The sequence below is a fragment of the Nitrospinota bacterium genome (genome assembly GCA_035528715.1).
GTDB lineage: Bacteria > JADFOP01 > JADFOP01 > DATKYB01 > DATKYB01 > DATKYB01.
The window spans coordinates 1-2,742 of the sequence record DATKYB010000056.1 but is presented as its reverse complement, the minus strand read 5'-3'; the positions used below and the strand labels follow the sequence as shown (position 1 = coordinate 2,742).

Sequence of the window (2,742 nt, the reverse complement as noted above, 5' to 3'; positions counted from 1 at the left end):
ATTCTTCAACTGTATAATCCCTTTTTATTTTTCCTGTCCTGGAATCTATAATTGGCATTAATGCCCCTCCTTATTCTAATTCCTTTTTTTCAATTTAAAATAATATAAAATAGATATCAACGGGTATATATATAAATATTTATATTTCATTACGCTATTGTTTTAAAGAAATCCCATTCATTTTTTCATAAAACAAAGCTAAACCACCATGGTCTATTTCCTCATTGCCATCAGCGATAAGAACCTGCATCATTTCCATAACCTGAGCAGTTAATGGCATGGCAGTATGTAAGCTCCGGCTAGTTTCAAAAACATTGGTCAAATCTTTTAAGTGCAGTTTCATCTTAAAACCGGGAGCAAAGCTTCCTTTTAACATCCTGGGTGTTTTATCTTCCAAACACTTGCTGCCGGCAAGACCGCCTCTAATGGCATTGAAAATCTTTTCAGGATCTACTCCTGCTTTTTTGCCCAAGACCATAGCTTCCGCAACAGCCGCTATATTTAATGCAACAATAACCTGATTCGCTAATTTGGTGGTTTGTCCTGCACCAATATCCCCTACCAAAGTCACACTTCCACCCATAACATCCAGAATATCTTTGCATTTCTCAAATACTTCTTTTTTACCGCCAACCATAAAAGCAAGCGTTCCGGATTTTGCCTTTTCCTCACCGCCGCTTACCGGAGCATCCAACATTTCCACTCCTTTTTTCTCTAATTCTTTGGCAATTTCCTGGGAAACCAAAGGCGCGATGGAACTCATATCGATCAGAATTTGGCCTTCTTTTACTCCTTCGATGACACCATTTTTCCCAAGCACTACTTCTTTAACTTGAGGAGAATTCGGCAGCATAGTTAAGACTACATCACTATTTTCTGTTACGTTTTTTGGCGATGTACCCCTGTCTGCTCCATATTCCACTATTTCATATAAAGCTTTTTCGACAATATCATAAGCAATTATATCGTAACCTGCATTAATCAGGTTTTTAGCCATTGGTTTACCCATGATACCAATACCGATAAATCCAATTTTTTTCATTGTTAATTCCTCCTTTAAATTTTTGTCCAGGCTTCTCTTAACACACGCTTGGCATTAGCAATAACCACTTCTGAGGATTCATCAGCCAGCGGCTTTACCTCAAAGCTTACGATAGGTGGATTCCGATAATTTAAGAAACCAATATCCAATAGCACTTTTAAAAATTCCGTTAATTCCTTTACATCATTTTCCCCTCCTATAATGCCAAATCGGGGATGCTGATCTCCATAGCCAGGGTGCTTCTTATCCCTTAAGATACAATTGCCTATGTGGGCATGGACAAGGTAATCTTTAATGGGTATAATGGCCTCAGTGGGAGTTTCATTTAAAAGGGGAAGATGGGATAAATCAACTAATAAGCCAAAGGTGTCAAATTTTTTCCTTATTTCAGCTGCCAACTTTCTTGCTTCATTCGCTGGTCCAATTAAGCACTTTTTGTCAATTTCCTGGTCAAAGATCTCCAGAGTTATCCCTAAGTCTCCTTTGGATTTAGCATAATCGCATATTTCTTTAATGGAGGAAACTAATAATTTACGAGCTTGTTCTCGTTCCTCTTCTCCTGGGTCCTTACCACTTAGAAAGGTAAATCCCTTTGCTCCTATCTCATAAGCTTCGTCAATTCCAGCTTTAACTTCTCTAACTGCCTTTTTTCTTTCTTCTTCATCAAAGGCGTTGAGATTTAAGTTATTAATCAATAATCGTGGTTGAGCACCATAAGTAACAGTTAAATGGCTCATCTCTAATAGTTTTTTTACTTTCTCTCTTACCTTCGCATCCTTGATCCAGGAAACCTCCACTGCAGTAAAGAAATCATCCTCAGCTATTTTCTGTAGCGTCTCAAGAATTGGCCCCTCACCTCTCATAACTTGGGGATAAGCCATAAAGTGGATTAGACCTACTTTCATAAATTTATACATCGACTCTTGCATATTAGCCTCCATTACTCATTAAGCAAATCTCTTTCTACCCCAGCTAAATGATCATACATTCTATTACGGGCTCCTTTGCCATCTTTGTTTTTAATAGCGTTAAGAATCTCATTATGCTCTTCAAAATACTTCTGAGGATGACCAGGAATGCTCCAGCTTTTCTCCTTCAGGTTTATCCAGAGCTTTTCCTTTAATAGGTCAGTCAGGTAAATCATCATCGAAAAAAGGAGGTTATTATGAGCTGCCCTGGCTATATTAATGTGAAATTCCCTATCAAATTCCATTATCTCAGGAATGTTCGTCATAGCTCCCTTCATTTTATTCAAGGACCCCTGAATAGCAGCTATCTCTTCCTCTGTAGCCTTTTTGGCAGCAAGACCGACAATCTCGGTTTCCACTGCCTTTCTTGCTTCCAAGAGCTCAAAGGGGCTCTCCTCTTCTTCAAGCTCCCTAAATTTTTGCTCATACAACGGGAAGTTAAGATTATTCTTTATGAAATTACCCTTACCTCCTCTACTCTCTGTTATTCCTAAAATTTCTAGAGCGCTCAGCGCTTCTCTTACCGAAGGACGAGAGGTTCCAAACTCTTCTGCTAGAACTTGTTCTGGAGGAAGTTTATCCCCTGGTTTCAATCTACCCTCTTTTATTAAATCTCGAACTTGTTCAACTATTTTCATATAAACTTTTTTAGTTTGAACTTTGTTAAACACTGAGAGGCTCCTTTTTATAAATTATTTGTCCTATTAGTAATATTGTCAGACAAGTTATATA

The 2,742-nt window shown here is 38.1% G+C and carries 3 protein-coding genes; all 3 read right to left on the bottom strand.

Going from position 1 to position 2,742, the window contains the following annotated elements; translation table 11 throughout:
* Positions 1 to 154: 154 nt before the first annotated feature.
* From garR to VMW81_04605, 3 genes are read right to left on the bottom strand one after another with little or no spacing between them, the layout of a single operon-like run.
* Positions 155 to 1,042: a 2-hydroxy-3-oxopropionate reductase gene (gene garR, locus VMW81_04615; protein ID HUU50218.1), complete on the bottom strand. Its 888-nt coding sequence runs from the start codon at positions 1,040 to 1,042 to the stop codon at positions 155 to 157.
* 14 nt (positions 1,043 to 1,056) lie between these two features.
* Positions 1,057 to 1,971, bottom strand: a complete 915-nt coding sequence (locus VMW81_04610; GenBank protein ID HUU50217.1) for a TIM barrel protein — start codon at positions 1,969 to 1,971, stop codon at positions 1,057 to 1,059.
* 11 nt (positions 1,972 to 1,982) lie between these two features.
* The gene (locus VMW81_04605; GenBank protein ID HUU50216.1) at positions 1,983 to 2,648 is read right to left on the bottom strand and encodes a FadR/GntR family transcriptional regulator; all 666 of its coding nucleotides are present in this window, start codon (positions 2,646 to 2,648) and stop codon (positions 1,983 to 1,985) included.
* Positions 2,649 to 2,742: the final 94 nt, after the last annotated feature.